Source organism: Parasphingorhabdus sp. (assembly GCF_039939955.1).
Lineage (GTDB): Bacteria > Pseudomonadota > Alphaproteobacteria > Sphingomonadales > Sphingomonadaceae > Parasphingorhabdus.
Genome location: NZ_JBDVHS010000002.1, coordinates 58,123 through 72,699 on the forward strand (window position 1 = coordinate 58,123; position 14,577 = coordinate 72,699).

18 protein-coding genes are annotated in these 14,577 nt (G+C 54.8%); 11 read left to right on the forward strand and 7 right to left on the reverse strand.

What is annotated here, in order from left to right; genetic code table 11:
- Positions 1-7 precede the first annotated feature (7 nt).
- The 3 genes from hemB to ABJG22_RS00500 are packed head-to-tail and all read left to right on the forward strand — an operon-like array spanning position 8 to position 2,095.
- On the forward strand, positions 8-1,009 hold the full coding sequence (hemB, locus tag ABJG22_RS00490) for a porphobilinogen synthase (RefSeq protein WP_348018275.1): 1,002 nt from the start codon (positions 8-10) through the stop codon (positions 1,007-1,009).
- Positions 1,002-1,544 (forward strand): GNAT family N-acetyltransferase, encoded by a 543-nt coding sequence (locus tag ABJG22_RS00495; RefSeq protein WP_348018276.1) that lies wholly within the window; start codon positions 1,002-1,004, stop codon positions 1,542-1,544. The genes hemB and ABJG22_RS00495 overlap by 8 nt, the downstream gene beginning before the upstream one ends.
- Positions 1,541-2,095, forward strand: coding sequence for a gamma carbonic anhydrase family protein (locus tag ABJG22_RS00500; RefSeq protein ID WP_348018277.1), 555 nt, complete (start codon positions 1,541-1,543; stop codon positions 2,093-2,095). The genes ABJG22_RS00495 and ABJG22_RS00500 overlap by 4 nt, the downstream gene beginning before the upstream one ends.
- Here the strand turns inward: ABJG22_RS00500 and ABJG22_RS00505 are convergent.
- A complete protein-coding gene (locus ABJG22_RS00505; protein WP_348018278.1) occupies positions 2,092-2,604 on the reverse strand; it encodes a hypothetical protein in 513 nt (170 codons plus the stop codon). The genes ABJG22_RS00500 and ABJG22_RS00505 overlap by 4 nt on opposite strands.
- 217 nt (positions 2,605-2,821) lie before the next feature.
- On the opposite strand from ABJG22_RS00505, the gene rplU reads away from it, so the two are divergent.
- From rplU to ABJG22_RS00520, 3 genes are all read left to right on the forward strand, one after another.
- Entirely contained in the window at positions 2,822-3,343 is a 522-nt protein-coding gene (rplU, locus tag ABJG22_RS00510; RefSeq protein WP_348018279.1) for a 50S ribosomal protein L21, read from the forward strand.
- Between the two features lie 3 nt (positions 3,344-3,346).
- Positions 3,347-3,616, forward strand: a complete 270-nt coding sequence (gene rpmA, locus ABJG22_RS00515) for a 50S ribosomal protein L27 (protein ID WP_348018280.1) — start codon at positions 3,347-3,349, stop codon at positions 3,614-3,616.
- A gap of 194 nt (positions 3,617-3,810) precedes the next feature.
- Positions 3,811-4,362: a GNAT family N-acetyltransferase gene (locus ABJG22_RS00520; protein WP_348018281.1), complete on the forward strand. Its 552-nt coding sequence runs from the start codon at positions 3,811-3,813 to the stop codon at positions 4,360-4,362.
- A 9-nt stretch (positions 4,363-4,371) separates the two neighbouring features.
- Here the strand turns inward: ABJG22_RS00520 and ABJG22_RS00525 are convergent, their stop codons facing one another.
- The 4 genes from ABJG22_RS00525 to lnt all read right to left on the reverse strand — a co-directional run bounded on the left by ABJG22_RS00525 (position 4,372) and on the right by lnt (position 9,118).
- Positions 4,372-5,334, reverse strand: coding sequence for a metal-dependent hydrolase (locus ABJG22_RS00525; protein WP_348018282.1), 963 nt, complete (start codon positions 5,332-5,334; stop codon positions 4,372-4,374).
- A gap of 188 nt (positions 5,335-5,522) precedes the next feature.
- Complete coding sequence (locus ABJG22_RS00530; protein WP_348018283.1) at positions 5,523-6,218, reverse strand: tRNA (guanine(46)-N(7))-methyltransferase TrmB; 696 nt, start codon at positions 6,216-6,218, stop codon at positions 5,523-5,525.
- A 24-nt stretch (positions 6,219-6,242) separates the two neighbouring features.
- Positions 6,243-7,457 (reverse strand): methionine adenosyltransferase, encoded by a 1,215-nt coding sequence (gene metK, locus ABJG22_RS00535; protein ID WP_348018284.1) that lies wholly within the window; start codon positions 7,455-7,457, stop codon positions 6,243-6,245.
- A 71-nt stretch (positions 7,458-7,528) separates the two neighbouring features.
- Positions 7,529-9,118, reverse strand: a complete 1,590-nt coding sequence (gene lnt, locus ABJG22_RS00540) for an apolipoprotein N-acyltransferase (RefSeq protein ID WP_348018285.1) — start codon at positions 9,116-9,118, stop codon at positions 7,529-7,531.
- Between the two features lie 78 nt (positions 9,119-9,196).
- Between lnt and ABJG22_RS00545 the strand changes: the two genes are divergently transcribed.
- Together ABJG22_RS00545 and ABJG22_RS00550 are read left to right on the forward strand one after the other, a co-directional pair.
- Positions 9,197-9,886, forward strand: coding sequence for a hypothetical protein (locus ABJG22_RS00545; protein WP_348018286.1), 690 nt, complete (start codon positions 9,197-9,199; stop codon positions 9,884-9,886).
- Positions 9,876-10,316, forward strand: a complete 441-nt coding sequence (locus ABJG22_RS00550) for a VOC family protein (RefSeq protein WP_348018287.1) — start codon at positions 9,876-9,878, stop codon at positions 10,314-10,316. Before ABJG22_RS00545 ends, ABJG22_RS00550 begins: the two co-directional genes overlap by 11 nt.
- Before the next feature lie 15 nt (positions 10,317-10,331).
- On the opposite strand, the gene ABJG22_RS00555 is transcribed toward ABJG22_RS00550, so the two are convergent.
- Positions 10,332-10,928, reverse strand: coding sequence for a helix-turn-helix domain-containing protein (locus ABJG22_RS00555; RefSeq protein ID WP_348018288.1), 597 nt, complete (start codon positions 10,926-10,928; stop codon positions 10,332-10,334).
- A gap of 67 nt (positions 10,929-10,995) precedes the next feature.
- Here ABJG22_RS00555 and ABJG22_RS00560 point away from each other — a divergent pair, with 67 nt between their 5' ends.
- The gene (locus ABJG22_RS00560; protein WP_348018289.1) at positions 10,996-11,895 is read left to right on the forward strand and encodes a metal-dependent hydrolase; all 900 of its coding nucleotides are present in this window, start codon (positions 10,996-10,998) and stop codon (positions 11,893-11,895) included.
- A 10-nt stretch (positions 11,896-11,905) separates the two neighbouring features.
- Here ABJG22_RS00560 and ABJG22_RS00565 read toward each other — a convergent pair whose 3' ends face one another.
- Positions 11,906-12,457 carry a hypothetical protein gene (locus ABJG22_RS00565; RefSeq protein WP_348018290.1) on the reverse strand — a complete coding sequence of 184 codons (552 nt, stop codon included), beginning with the start codon at positions 12,455-12,457 and terminating at the stop codon, positions 11,906-11,908.
- A 236-nt stretch (positions 12,458-12,693) separates the two neighbouring features.
- Between ABJG22_RS00565 and ABJG22_RS00570 the strand changes: the two genes are divergently transcribed.
- Both ABJG22_RS00570 and ABJG22_RS00575 read left to right on the forward strand, forming a co-directional pair.
- Positions 12,694-13,827, forward strand: a complete 1,134-nt coding sequence (locus ABJG22_RS00570; RefSeq protein ID WP_348018291.1) for a histidine kinase — start codon at positions 12,694-12,696, stop codon at positions 13,825-13,827.
- The gene (locus tag ABJG22_RS00575; RefSeq protein WP_348018292.1) at positions 13,824-14,573 is read left to right on the forward strand and encodes a LytTR family DNA-binding domain-containing protein; all 750 of its coding nucleotides are present in this window, start codon (positions 13,824-13,826) and stop codon (positions 14,571-14,573) included. The genes ABJG22_RS00570 and ABJG22_RS00575 overlap by 4 nt, the downstream gene beginning before the upstream one ends.
- Positions 14,574-14,577: the final 4 nt, after the last annotated feature.

Genomic DNA, 14,577 nt, shown 5'->3' on the forward strand with positions numbered 1-14,577 from the left:
CTTTCCCATGTCACAAAAAGCCTCTTTCCCGCACAGCCGATTGCGCCGCACCCGCGCCCATACCTGGAGCCGGGACATGGTCCGCGAGACCCATCTCTCGCCATCTGATCTTATCTGGCCGCTATTCATCACCGAAGGCACGGGTGTAGAAGAACCGATTGCTGCCCTGCCCGACGTTTCGCGCTGGTCGGTCGACGGCATTGTCGCGCGCGCAAAGGAAGCGCGTGACCTTGGCATTCCTTGTCTTGCCCTATTTCCCAACACCCCGACGGACAGACGCAGCGACGACGGCAAAGAAGCACTCAACCCCGACAATCTGATGTGCCGCGCGACCAAAGCGGTGAAAGACGCACTCGGCGATGAAATCGGCATATTGACCGATGTCGCGCTCGATCCATATACCAGCCATGGTCAGGACGGCTTGATCGACGACAAAGGCTATGTCGAGAATGACCGCACGCTCGATGTCCTGGCCAAGCAGGCGCTCAATCAGGCCAATGCCGGTGCCGATATCATCGCGCCGTCCGATATGATGGATGGCCGCGTTGGCGCGATCCGCGATGTGCTGGAACTGGCCCATCACCACAATGTCCAGATCATGGCTTATGCCGCCAAATATGCCAGCGCCTTTTACGGCCCGTTCCGCGATGCCGTAGGATCGGGCGGCCTGCTCAAAGGCGACAAAAAAACCTACCAGATGGACCCGGCCAATAGCGATGAAGCGATTCGCGAAATTGCCTTTGATATTGCCGAGGGCGCCGATAGCGTCATGGTCAAGCCGGGCCTCGCCTATCTCGACATCATCTATCGCGCCAAATCAGAATTCAACATTCCCGTTTTCGCTTATCAGGTGTCCGGCGAATATGCTCTGATCAAGGTCGGCGCCGCTGCCGGTGTGGGCGACCATGATGCACTGATGATGGAAAAGCTGATCGCGTTCAAACGGGCGGGATGTTCCGGCATCCTCACCTATTTCGCGGCCGATGCGGCGCGTCTTCTCAATGGCTGAGTTCAGGCTGGAAACCGAACGTCTGATCATGCGGGACTGGCGTTCCGACGATCTCGATGCTTTCCACGCCATCAACAGCGACCCCAAGGTCAGGGAAACATTGGGACCGATCATGACGCGGGATGCAGTCGCTGATCTCATTGTCCGAATGCAGAATCTGCAGCAGAAAGACGGCTGTTGTTTCTGGGCGCTGGAAAGAAAATCGGACAACCGCCTGATCGGATGGTGCGGGCTGATCCGAGGAGCCCATGCGCCTATCACCGATAAGCTGGAAATTGGCTGGCGGTTGGCATCAGATACCTGGGGCCATGGATATATCACCGAAGCCGCGAAAAAATGCATTCAGTGGGCCTCGGCCCAATATCCCGATGAAGATATCTGGGCGATCACCAGCGAGACCAACCGACGCAGCCGGGCGGTCATGGAGCGGCTGGAGATGAAATATCTGCCGGAACTGGACTTTGATCATCCCAGCGTCGAACCCGAGAGCGACCTGCTCCGCCATGTCACCTATTGTACAGAGAGAAACCAATGACCGAGCCCCTCATTTTGCCGTTCAACGGCAAGACACCCAAAATTCACCCTAGCGCCTTCATAGCGCCCGGCTGCAAGATCATCGGCGATGTCGAAATCGGCCCCGAATCGAGCGTCTGGTATAATTGCGTGATTCGCGGCGATGTGAATTTCATCCGAATCGGCGCGCGCAGCAATATTCAGGATGGCACCACCATCCACTGCGACAGCGCCACACCCGCAACGCCCAATGGCAATCCGACGATTATCGGTGATGACGTTCTGGTCGGTCATATGGTGATGCTGCACGGTGCGACACTAGAAGACCGGGCCTTTGTCGGCCTGAGTACGACAGTTATGGATAGTTGCGTCATCGAGGGCGATGCCATGCTCGCCGCCGGTGCGACCTTGACGCCGAACAAGCGCATCCCGTCGGGGCAGCTTTGGGCCGGATCACCCGCCAAATTCATGCGTGATCTGCCAGAACCCGCCATTGCCGGCATGCGAATGGGCGTTGCTCATTATGTCGAAAATGCCAAGGCGCACAAAGCGGCCATTGAGGCTTTGGCTTAGCGCAGCCGGCTCTTCATCGCGTCAATCGCGGCCTGCTGCTGGTCGACTTGCGCCTGCACCGCGTCCCGCTGCCCAATGATGAGGGCAGCACCGCCGGACCGGTTTTCGGCCGCATCGCGTTCCAGTTGGGCGGCATAAAGGGCATCAATATCGGCCATCGCTTCGACCGAAGGACTGCGTTCTGTTTCGAGCGCAGCCAGTTCCATTTGCGCAACGACCCATGGCTCGCTCAACACGTTGGAACCGCCAGCGGCATCGACTCGCGCTTGAACGGCCGGCAACATGGCCTGAAATTGATCATGCGCAGCACTGCTCGTCGCCACCGCTGCAGCTAATTTGCTACGCACATCGGCGGGCAGAGACGTAACGGCAGCAGTAGGTGTCGTTTCAACCACAGCCGATTCGGCTTCATAGGGACGCTTCTGCAGCGAAGGAAAATCGCCCTGCTGCATCGCGCAACCGGAAAGCGGAACCGTGATAATCGTCATCAAAGCGAGGAGTTTTTTCATTGCCCTGTCTTTAGGAGACGCTTATCTGCTCTGCAACGGCGAATATCCTAAGCGGAACTGGAGTCCGTCGCGCTATGTTGAATAGCCAAAATTCGCCTTAAGCTGGTTGACAGCGCCAGCTTCATCGGTTAGCTGCCCACTCTTTCCAGCGTGAGCCAAAAGACTCGCGTTTACGGCCTTGTGCGCTGGAACCACAAATTTGAAACGGAAAATAGCCATGTTCGCAATTGTGCGCACCGGCGGCAAACAATATCGGGTTGCCGCAGGAGATATTATCGCAGTCGAAAAACTAGCTGGTGAAGCTGGTGATTCGGTAACTCTGGACGACGTTTTGCTGGCCGGTGACGGTGGCGATATCAAGGACACCAAGGGTCTGACCGTTGCGGCTGAGATCGTTGCCCAGGAAAAAGGCGAGAAGGTTATAATCTTCAAGAAGCGCCGTCGGCATAATTATCGCCGGAAAAATGGCCATCGTCAGCAGCACACTGTGCTGAAGATCAGCGCCATCGGCTCTGAGAAAGCCCCTAAGAAGGCTGCTGCGAAAAAAGAAGCGGCACCTGCAGCGAAAGCTAAGGCTGCGCCGGCGAAAGAAAAGCCAGCTGCTGAAGCGAAAGCCGCACCAGCCAAAAAAGCACCTGCGAAAAAAGCGGCTGCTAAAACCGAAACAAAAGCTGCCGCCAAAAAGGCCCCGGCTAAGAAACCAGCGGCCAAGAAGCCCGCTGCTAAGAAAAAGGACTAAACCATGGCACATAAAAAAGCAGGTGGTTCATCCAACAACGGCCGCGATTCAGAAGGTCGTCGCCTTGGCGTGAAAAAATACGGCAGCGAAGCTGTTGTCGCCGGTAACATTATCATCCGCCAACGCGGAACCAAGACCCATCCGGGTCGCAATGTCGGTATGGGCAAGGACCATACTCTATTTGCGCTCATTGATGGCAAGGTGGAATTCCACAAGGGCAAACTCGGCCGCAAATATGTGTCCGTCGACGCCATGGCGGAAGCCGCCGAATAATCGGATAATCGATAAAGGGTTATCCACCAGAGGGATGACCCGGTAGGTTCAATAGAACCGCCAATTTTCAGGGAGAGGGTCATCCTCTCCCTTTTTTTTGTCTCTCCCTGTACAACGTCATGATCTTGTAATGGTCACCCTCTAGCGGGCTAATCAATCAAGACAGGGGCGTATACGTTTGATGGAGAGTCCCGATGTTTGCTGTAACACCAAGATTATTTTTGCGGCCCGGCTGGCCCGAAGATGCGGGCAACCTGTTCGCTATGATCAACGACGAAATGATCGTCCGTAATCTTGCGAACGCTCCGTGGCCCTACAGCTTGAAAGATGCCGAGAATTTCTTGTCATTGCCGACCGATCCTGTGGGGCCCCGCTGGCTGATATTCAGCCGGACAATCGCCCGTCCCCAGCTATTGGGATGCATCGGGATTGGCCGACTGGAGAACCGGGACATCGAACTCGGCTATTGGATTGCTCGCCCCCATTGGGGACAGGGCTATGCCACGGAGGCCGGGCAAGCCGTGCTGGAAACGGCCAAGGCTTTGGGGCATGAACATTTGATCGCCAGTCATTTCCTGGACAATCCGGCTTCCGGAGCCGTACTTCGCAAACTGGGGTTCAAGCCAACCGGGCAGACCATCCCGCGCTATAGCCTCGGTCGGAACCGTGAGGCCAAAACGTTGGAATATTCCCGCGCGCTGAGCGAGCCTAATGAATGTGAGGTCATGCGAAAAATCGCCGCCTAACCGTATCGGTCAGGCTACTTGTTTCAAACGATCCCGCGACGCCGAATCCGGGAACACAGAGACAGTGGTCGAGGCATCCTTGTCATCCATGATCGCGGCTTCATATTCGCTCTCGGCGAGCTGGATGAGGTCGCGGTCATCAATATCCCACGGATGAAAACCCGGTTTGAAAAACTGGGCCCACGGGCCGATCGTACGGCGAAATGGCGCTGGGCCGATGAGCGCATAATGCGCAAGCCCGATCCATGCGCGAAAGCCGGAAATACCATCTTGCCGCAGCAAGTCGAGAATACCCTTGGCCCGGTTCATCGTGAAACCGAGGGAGATTTTCGCAAAAAACATGCTCCGCACAAACCAACGTTTCACCGGATTCCAATCCTTGGTCATATATAACCAAGTATCATAGGCCACGCCTTTGTGCTCGATTTCCTCCGAAGCATGCCACAGCCATAATTTGCGCTGATGCTCATCGGCATCTGCAAAATGCTTCGGATTGGCGATTACCTCTGCGGCCAGAATTGCGGTGATATGTTCGATACACATGGTCGCTACCAGATGTGAAATTTCCGGCATCGTACGAATGCCATTCACGACATCAGCAATCGTTTGCTCCAGTCGCGAAATATCCAGATCACAACCTTCCAGATGTTGGTTGAAGCAATGATGTTCGCGACTATGGACCGCCTCCTGCTGGATAAAGGCTCGAATTTCACCCTGCAACTTGGGCGGCACCTGATTGCGAAACTTCTTGAGCGATTCGATAAAGAATATCTCACCTTTCGGAAAGGTAACCGACAAGGCGTTGAAAAAGGCAGATGCGAAAGGGTCACCACCGACCCAGCGCCGCCGTTCGATCAAAGCGCTGGCAAAATGCCGATTCCGGGATTGAATATGTAGATCCGCTGGGGTCGCGCTCTGACGGACCTGCTCAGCTTCGGTAGTCGCTTCAATATTGGATGGTGACCTGCCCATATTCGCTCGTAAACCCCTGTCCTAATTCGTATCAATATAGCCAATGATTTTGGTTAAGCGTTTTATAGAAAAGGAAGGTTAACAATAAGCACTACAACATGCTTAATTTTATGATTCAACTGCCGCCTTATGATGAGGGAAATGGCTGAATATGATAGTTAATTTGAATAAATGTGCAGCGCTAGCACCTATTTTCGCCGGTAGCGAAAATACCAAACGTCGTGGCCCTGACGGCGGGCCTTGGCTTCATAGCGTGTTTCGGGCCACCCACCGGGACGGATCATCCAGTCCTGCGGACTCGAACAGAGCCATTCAAACTCCTCGCGTTGTCCCATGATCATGCACGCCCATTCCAGATAGACCGGGTGATCGGTGCCGAAACGAAATTCTCCGCCGGGTTTCAACTTGGCCGCGATCATCTCCATCGGGCCATGGTTCATGAAGCGCCGTTTGGCGTGCCGCGCCTTCGGCCAGGGATCCGGATGAAGCAGATAGACGAAGCTCAGGGAGCCGTCGGGAATCCGTTCCAACACATCCAGCGCATTGCCCATATGCAGACGAACATTGGCCAAATGCTGGTCACGGACATGCTGCAATGCGCCTACCACACCATTGAGATAGGGTTCACAACCGATGAATCCATGATCAGGAAGCATATCGGCGCGGTTCGCTAGATGCTCTCCGGCGCCAAAACCGATTTCAAAATGCATGGGCCGCTCGCCACCAAAGAGCGATTGCGCACTCACCGGGCCTTCCGGATCGACTGCGATTTGTGGCAAAAGCTTCTCGACCAGTTCGACCTGCTGGTCACGCAAAGCATGGCCCTGCCGGCGTCCATAGAGTTGACGGATGGTCGTCGGGTCACCGTCTTTATAAGCAGTCATTTTACAATGCCTCGGCAAACAAGATCATTTAAGAGCGGCTTTCAGCGCATCCACCAGATCGGTTTTTTCCCAGGTGAAGAAATCTCCATCCGCCTTGCGACCAAAATGTCCATAGGCGGCCGTTCGACCATAGATCGGTTTGTTCAGACCAAGGTGGGTACGAATGCCTTTGGGGGTCAGACGCACGAGCTTGGGCAGAACTTCTTCCAACTTCTCTTCACTCACCGTACCGGTGCCGTGCAGGTCGACATTGATCGACAGCGGTTCCGCGACGCCAATCGCATAGGAGAGCTGGATCGCACAGCGTTTGGCGAAACCAGCTGCTACGATATTCTTAGCCATATAGCGCGTGATATAGGCTGCGGACCGATCAACCTTCGTTGGGTCCTTGCCGGAAAAGGCACCGCCACCGTGCGGACTGGCACCACCATAAGTGTCGACGATGATCTTTCGTCCGGTCAGACCAGCATCACCATCAGGTCCACCAATCTCAAACCGTCCCGTCGGATTCACGTGGATCACCGTATTATCGGTAATAAAGCCTTCTGGCAGAACCGAATGGAACACACCCATCACATAGTCGCGTAATTCCTGATAAAGCGCGGGATTATCGCTATCCTTATAATAGCCGGGTGCATGCTGCGTAGAGACCACCAGCGCAACGGCCTCTACCGGCACTTCATTGACATAGCGCAGGGTTACCTGACTCTTGCTATCGGGCTCAAGGAACGGCGCTTTGCCACTGTGGCGATCCGCAGCCATCTGCTTCAATATCTGGTGCGAATATTGCAAAGTCGCAGGCATCAGATCCGGTGTTTCATCACTGGCATAGCCGAACATGATGCCTTGATCACCGGCTCCTTCGTCCTTGTTGCCACTTTCGTCTACGCCCTGGGCAATATGCGCCGATTGGGGATGCAGGTAATTTTCGAACGTTAGATCCTGCCAATGGAAACCATCCTGCTCATAGCCAATTTTTTTGACGGTTCCGCGGACAATCTTCTCAATTTCCGCCTGTGCGCCGGGCGCCCAGTTGCCATCCGTGTCGATCATGCCTTTGCCGCGGACCTCTCCCGCAAGGATCACCCGATCAGTGGTAGTCAGCGTTTCACAAGCAACCCGGGCTTCCGGGTCTTTGGAAAGAAACAGGTCAACGACTGCATCAGAGATTTGATCCGACACTTTGTCAGGATGCCCTTCAGAGACAGATTCGGAAGTGAAAATAAATTCTGAACGCATGAGAAAATCCTAAGTTCGAGCCGGGGGATCATCGGTCTATTAAGACATAAGGAAAAGTTTATATGTGCACATTAACGAGGGCGAAGGCGAATGGCAATGGCAATGGCAGAAATCAGCAAAACCACGGCCAGACCAAGCGGTAGGGTGTTTCCATAGCGAGCGAAGACTGTCGCAGACTTGGCTGTGGGTAAGCGGCCATCAATCCGGCCTGCCTGCCCCATGGGAATGCTGTCCGTGACGGTGCCATTCGCGTCGATCACCGCCGATATGCCGGTCGGGGTCGAACGGATCACCGGTAGCCCCTCTTCGATGGCCCGTAAGCGCGCCTGCGCCAGATGCTGTGGTGGGCCCCATGATCCGAACCATGCATCATTGGATGGATTGAAAATGAAATTCGGACGGTTATCGCGGTCCACAACCTGTCCCGAGAAAATGATTTCATAGCAGACCTGCAAACCGACTTTGCCGAACTTGCCGAGATCAAGCGAGCGGGGACCGGGCCCCGGCCAGAAATCAAAATCGCCCGGAGCAAGACGCGATAGGCCGACGGCCGACAGCAAAGACCGCATCGGAAGATATTCGCCATAAGGCACCAAATGCGCTTTGTCATAGCGGCCGAGCAATTGCCGCTCTGAGTCCATAGCGAAGACACTGTTGCGCGCGCCAACTGCGCGGCCTTCTGCTTCGTCAAATTCTAGCTTTAGCGCCCCTAGCACCAGCACATCACCGGGCCGCATTAATGTTGCCAGTTGCTGACGCACAAATTCCGGCGGGCGTCCGTAATAATAGCGCGGCGGATAACCGGTCTCCAAATAGTCAGGGATGGCGGCTTCGGGCCAGAAGATGATACGCGGCCTCTCATCTTCGCGGCGCGTAAGTTCGGCCAGCTTCGCCAGATTCTGCTCCTCATAACCGGCCTTCCATTTGTCCTGTTGGCCAATATTGGGTTGAATCACGGTGATCTGGGCTTCAGCCTCGCTGCTATCCCCTCGATCCCACGTCATCGCCAGTGAGAAAGCAATATAGGCCAGCGCTGCCAAAGCCCCATAACGAAGACGATTCCGATTTCCGGTCTGCGCTTCGGCGGCGGCCCGGCGCATGATCTCGTAAAACACCCCGCCCGCCAAAAGCACCGCAAAACCGGACAAACCATAGGTACCGATCCATGCTGCCGACCAAGACAAGATCGGCAACTGCACGAGAACCGACCCAAGGGGATTCCAAATAAACCCGCTGAACACCCAACTGCGGAGCCATTCGGTGATGATCCACATGCCCGCCGTCGCCAGTATGAATGCCCAGGGCCGGTCCTTACCAATCACATAGGCGGCCAGAGCCACAATGGCGGGGAAAACGGCCAGATATAGCGACAGTAGGACCACGGCCACATAGCCGAGCCACTCCGGCATCGCCGCCTGAAAAGTGAAAGCCGTAGCAATCCAGTTCAAACCAATGACGAAATGGCCTACCCCGAACAACCAACCGATAAAAAAGGCGGATTTGCGGCTCTGTGCTTGAAACAGGACCGCCATCCACAAGCCCAGCATCACAATAGCCAAGGGCCAAAAGTTCAGCGGCGCAAAGCCTGTGGCGCTGATCCCGCCGGCGGCAAGCGCAATACCATAAGGATAGCGCGCGATCATTTCTTGGATTTTTGACACTCGCGGCTTTTGCCGTGTTCACGATCACCATTCAATTGCTAATTGCCGGGCCATGGATTTGATTGCTATTGCGTCACCATGAATTTTATATCTCTCCTGATCCTCGCGCTGGCACAACCAGCAGCAGACGAACCAGCCGCACTCAACGAAAATCAGATGCACGCGCTATCATGTGTTGGGGTCTTCGCGATCATCGCATCGGAACAGGAACGCGGCGTGACAAGTGCGCTCGCCTATCCCCTGCTCACCGAACGCGGCGCGACCTATGCCGGCCTGATCGGAGAACAAGTGATGCGCGAGAATGGAAAAACCCGCGAGCAGGTGCGGGAAGATATGTTGGCAGCGGTCGCGGCACAGCAAGAAAAAGCGCAAGATGCGGCGGACGTCGACACCGTTATAGAGACGGAGATGGCCGAATGCCTACCATTGCTCGACGCTGCCGTTCCTCCAAAACCAAAACCCGATCTGAAACAGTGCGCCGGGATGCTGCAACTGGCTTATGAAGAAGTTCATAGTCGCGAAGGCCTGTCCAAAACCGCACAGGACCTGAAAACCTTGGCCACTGTTCTGGACAGCCGCGCGCGCGATAAAATGCGCGCCGAAGGGCTGAGCGGAAATGAGAGTGATATATTGCTGACCCAGAGTCGCGAAGCCATGCTAGCCGATGCCAAACAGAAAGAAGCAACGGGCCAGGGTTCTGACCTGGATTTCGAACATTGCTTCACCCTTGCCGCTCCGGAGGATAAGCAGCGCAAATATGAACATTGACTCTCTCCAGCCATTACGGCCCTTCCATCTGGCATTTCCAGTGCACGATCTTGATGCAGCGCGCGGTTTTTATGGCGACGTGCTCGGTTGTGAGGAAGGCCGCAGCGATCAGCGCTGGATAGACTTCAACTTGTTCGGGCATCAGATTGTGACCCATTTGGACGAACAATTTGATCTCCAACAGTTGAAAAACCCCGTCGATGGCGAGCAAGTGCCCGTTCCCCATTTTGGCGTCATATTATCAATGACTGAATGGCAGATCTTGGCCGATCGGTTGACGGCGAAAAAGATGAAATTTGTTATCGAACCGACGGTTCGGTTCAAGGGGCTGGTGGGCGAGCAAGCAACAATGTTCTTCTGTGATCCCAGCGGCAATGCACTGGAGTTCAAAGCCTTTGCCAATGACGATCAGCTATTCGCCAAAGATTGATCCAACCTCGAACGTCTAGGCTTCTTGCTCCTGCCGCCATCGCCCAAGGGCATCATCCAATTGCCGTTCCGCCATGTCCCGCGCGGAATTGCGCGCCAGGTCCAGAGAAACGGACAGGCGCTCACCGATCAGAGCGTCGCCCAGAGCCATCAGCACCAGCGCCAGAGTATCTTCGTGCATTTCACGGTCTTCGTGCCCGCCCTCTCCGATATCGTCGACCAGAGTGTGAATCGCGTCCACAATCGGATCCAGCGCATCTTCGTTGCCGGTTAGCATCATCCAGGACCACAGCGCGGCTGCGCCCTGTTTATCAAACGCATCAAAGGTCAGGTCGACAATGTCGCGCACGGTCCCTTCGCCGGTACGGGATTTCAAAACCGCCTGACCGATCAGACCGCAGACTTCATCCGACAAATAGGCCGCGAGCGCTTTTTGGAGGCCGGATGCAGAACCGAAATGATGCAAGAGATTGGCATGAGTCCGGCCGATCCGCCCAGCAACCGCCTTCAACGTCACCGATTGTGGGCCTGTTTCGATCAACAAATCGCGGGCTGCGGCCAAGGCCATGCCACGACTTTCTTCAGGAGAGAGGCGTCTCTTTGCTATTGACATTTATGTAAGTAACCTTATTCTCATCTCTGTCAGCTATAGGCCGCATTTCGTATAATGGAAACATCTGATGAATATGCTTAGCACAATCGAATCTGAACCCGAGCCAATCCGGACGCCGACGCCTGCGGGCCATGAGATTACACCGCGGGACCGCCGTTTTGGACGCGAAGCCGGCCATGAAGCCGGGAAATATTGGCAAAATGGCAGTCCAGTCGCGACCGCCTTCTACAATTGCCTATCGCTTACCTTTCCACGCGGCGAAGCGTTTTTCATCGAAAGCGTGAAGGAATTCCGGGATCACACGCCAGAAAAGCTGAAAAAAGAGATCAAGGCCTTCATACAGCAGGAAGTGATCCACAGCCGCGAACATCTCGCGCTGAACCGCAGGGTCGAAGAAAGCGGCTATGACACCAGCCGGATAGAAGAGCGTATTACGGAATCGCTCAACATGACCAAGGACCGGCCCAAGATTACCAATCTTGCGGCCACGATGATCCTCGAGCATTTTACCGCGATCATGGCACAGCAATTTCTCGCCAATCCCCGCCATTGGGAAAATTCCGACCAGGAAACCGCCGATTTGTGGCGCTGGCATGCATTGGAAGAGATTGAACATAAAGGCGTAGCCTATGACACTTGGCTCTATGCGACCCGGGACTGGAGCCGCTGGCAACGCTGGAGAGTGAAAGCGCTCATGATGCTGCTCATCACCCGGAACTTCTGGGGCAACCGTTGGAATGACACGCTGGATCTGCTGGCGCAGGACGGCATGTCTGGATGGCGCGTCAAAATGAAGCTGTTCAAGTTCCTGCTCGTCGAGCCAGGTATCGCGCGGGCAATTATCATCCCTTGGATCAAATTTTTCATGCCGGGTTTTCATCCGTGGAATGAAGATGACCGGCATTTGATCCAGCGGGCCGAAAGCGACTATGAAGCGGCGATAACGGGACGCCGCGCAACCATTTAAGCCTCAGCGATCAATGGGTCGCTTCGTTCATATCGACTTTTTCGATCCATTCCGGGAAAAAGCTAGGTTCACGCGTGGACCAGCCTGGTGCGGTCGCAGCAGCTTCGCTGATCGATTGCAACAGTTGCTTCCGCTTTTTGGGATGCAGATTCGGAAGCGAGGCGGCGGCGCAAAATGCGCCGGGCAACCACGGACGCGAATCCGGCCCCAGCAAACGCTCATACAGGAAACGAAATGCCGAAAAACTGTCGATCCGCCCCTGTTCCAGATCAAAAGCAGCCAGAGAAATAAGCGGCGGCATGAAAGCTTCGATATCGTCAATGACACAATCCTGAGGGATGGCTTTGCGAATATCGTTGATCCGCCAATATAAGGACATTTGGACCTTGATTCCGGCCTCTTCGACCGCATCGCGCGACCAAGTCTGAATGGCATCCGAGCGTTTCAGACCAACATCCAGCGAACGGCGGATATAGCGCTGCGTCGCGGCACTGAAACCCGCGAATTCTTTCATCTCTGCAAGCGTCATCGCGCCCGGGATAGATTTAACTTCCTTGGTCATATTCTCGGGACTCCTTTACTGAATGATCCCACCAAGGCATTTGACCCCAACATGGTTAGCAATTGGTTAAATCGACACAGAATAATGATCCGAAGCGGCCCTGAGTTCTGAAAATTGCGCGCTGGCCTTAGAAAGTTTCGACGAACGGCAAGCCTGTTTCGACCGAGCACGATTCCACTAGAGACAATTGATACCATCTTGCCCTAAGCTCCATCGAAACGATGAATTGAATGTACATGAGAAAATTTGAACTCGGAAACCACAAGCCGTCAGTCGGACATCAGGTTGCCATCCTATCGATATTAGGATTCTGGCTTTTCTATATAATTGTGCTGACGCTGCGCGCGTCGATCGGCGACTGGCCAGCGCAAGAGCAAATGATCATACGCCGGATCGTCGTGACGATTTTCGGCATTGGCGTTACCTATCTGCTCTATCTGTTTCTCCGCCGGTTTGAGAATAAGGCGCTTTCCACCAGAATCATTACCGCGTTTGCAACCGCCATTCCCTGTGCAATCATCATTGCCTGTTGCAATCACTATATGTTCAACATCTACTATCCCGAAAACCTTTGGGATGACGCGCATGTCGAGGAAATGCGGAAATATATGGCCCAGGAAAACCTGGCCTTTAAAGCGATTTTCGAAGATGCTATTTCCCGCTTTTTCTTCATTGTCAGCTGGTCATCGTTATATTTGACTCTGAGCTATGCAGGCGAGGTCCGGCAGGTGGAACGCAAGGCCGCGCGCTTTGCCCAGGCAGCACAAGATGCCGAGCTGCGGTCGCTGCGCTATCAGGTCAATCCGCATTTTCTGTTCAACACGCTCAATAGCCTCAGCACCTTGGTGATGCGAAGCCAGCCGGAAGAAGCGGAAGAGATGATTCTCAATCTTTCCAAATTCTATCGCACCAGCCTGTCCGGCGATCCGCTCGAGGATGTGCCCTTGTCAGAAGAAGTGCATTTGCAGAATCTCTATCTTGATATCGAAGCCGTCCGTTTTCCTGACCGGCTGCGAACAATGGTGAATATTCCCGACGGCCTGCTGGGCGTGCTGGTTCCGGGCCTGATCCTGCAACCCTTGGTGGAAAATGCGATTAAGCATAGCGTTGCGCACAGCATACGCCCGGTCACGATCACGATCAGCGCCCAATCGGATGGTGACAGCCTGACCCTAACGGTTGCCGATGACGGTGATCCACGACCCGTAGAGCTGCATGATGATCACGTGAGCAGCGGCATTGGTCTGGCCAATGTCCGCGACCGGCTCGAAACGCGCTTTGGCCGACAAGCAAGCCTTCAGACCGTACGCCCGGCAGAAGGGGGCTATATTGCACAACTGACCCTACCGCTGATGCTGGATAATCCATGATCGAAGAAATTGAAGAAAAACCGCTGAACACCTTGATCGTTGACGATGAACCGTTGGCCATTGAACGCTTGCAGCTGCTCTGTGCACGGCAAAAGGAGATCAATCTGATCGGCACCGCCAGTGATGGCGACGCGGCTTTGCGCCTCACCGAACAATTGCGACCCGATCTTCTGTTGCTCGATATCGCTATGCCGGGCAAAAACGGGCTGGATGTAGCGCGCGCTTTATCGGGTAAGCCCAATGCGCCAGCCATCATATTTGTCACCGCCTTTGACCGCTTCGCGGTAGAGGCCTTTGATGTGGCAGCCATCGATTATGTGCTGAAACCGGTCGAGAATGACCGTCTGACACTGGCCGTCTCCCGGGTCCGTGAACGTACGGCAGAACCCCGAAGCGATGATGCAGAAAACTCGCCATGGGCCGATGAATTCTGGGTGCCCTATAAATCTGAACTGCGCCGCATCGTTGCCACCGAGATCGATCGGGTCGAGGCGGAACGCGACTATATGCGCCTGCATGTTGGCAAAATCAGCTATCTGCTGCACCAGACGATCACAGGGCTTGAAGAGCGCCTAAACCCGGAAGAGTTCATCCGGCTACACCGCTCTCATCTGGTTCGGCGCGACTGGATTGCCGGCCTGCGCCATGATGGCGGCGGCGTGTGGATGGCCTGTCTCAAATGCGGCACTGAAATTCGCATCGGACGAACCCATCTGGCAGAAGCAAAGAAACTGGCCGGGCGTTAGCCAC